At 40.9% G+C, this 1,091-nt stretch carries 1 protein-coding gene; it reads left to right on the top strand.

Going from position 1 to position 1,091, the window contains the following annotated elements; translation table 11 throughout:
• The first annotated feature begins 805 nt into the window (after nt 1–805).
• Entirely contained in the window at nt 806–934 is a 129-nt protein-coding gene (locus ASC50_RS07580; RefSeq protein ID WP_262482180.1) for a hypothetical protein, read from the top strand.
• Nucleotides 935–1,091 lie beyond the last annotated feature (157 nt).

Here is a 1,091-nt window from a genome sequence, read left to right on the forward strand (position 1 = left end):
CCCTGACGAGGGAATCGCCACCTCAATAATCTGCGCCGCCTCTTGCGGCGCTTCCTGCGCTGTTTCAGCGCGAACGTTTCGCACCCCCCCCCCCAAGAGAATGCTACTCAACAGCAAAGGCTTTGCAAGCTTTGCAAAGTTCCTGTTTTTGAAATTTTCCTTCATTCGCATAAAATTTAAATTTAAATTGTTAAAAAAAAACATTTTTTTTTGTTGTCGCGGGAGATTGCAGGTCAAGCCCACAATGACATCTCGTGATAACGGCGGCAAAGGTAAAGAATGTTTTTGAATTGACAATGGATTTGTTTAAATTTTAACACTTGTTTGTGTTAAAGTTTGTTAAATCATTATTATCGTCGGTGTAATGGACAAAATTCAGGCTAAAAAAGAGCCGTTTGTTTCAAGTGGACAAAATTCAGGCTAAATATTTTTGAGGATGAATAAATCCTGATCAACTATTCATATCTTTGCATGGTCAAATGAAACGGAAACAAGCTCTGCTGGGGAGCAACTTGTCAGGGATAGTTTGACAGGCTGACGAAAAAGTCAGAGAAGGGATTATCACAATAGATAATTCCTTCGACTTTTTAGAAGCCTTTTATACCTTGAAAAACCCATCTATATACTTCATTTTACGTTCTTTAGATAAGCCATTGTGGTTTCTGAGTTTGTTTTTCAAGTCAAATTTTCAGCCGTTTTTCTTGGTCGTTTTCGACCAGCAATAAATGCAAATTTTTTACTCATAACTTTAAATGCTTGCAAATATATGTATTTCAATTAGTTATCACCACTTCTAGCCTGAATTTTGTCCATTAGCCCTTATCGTCATTGCGGGCTTGCCCCGCAATCCCCTGAAAATGAGCCGAATGTTGGGCTACAGAGCGATGTAGAACAGGGGATTGCGGGTCAAGCCCGCAATGACGGTTCGGGCTGAACAGGCTGAAAGCCCAGCATATCCCAGCCCAACGCATCGCGTTGGGGAAATAATAATGATGAATAATGATGAGATATGATGGGGCAACATAATGATATAATGCCCTTTCAGGGCGCAAAACACACAAAACCCATTAGCCCAACGCATCGCGTTGGGG

Source organism: Candidatus Symbiothrix dinenymphae (assembly GCF_001431085.1).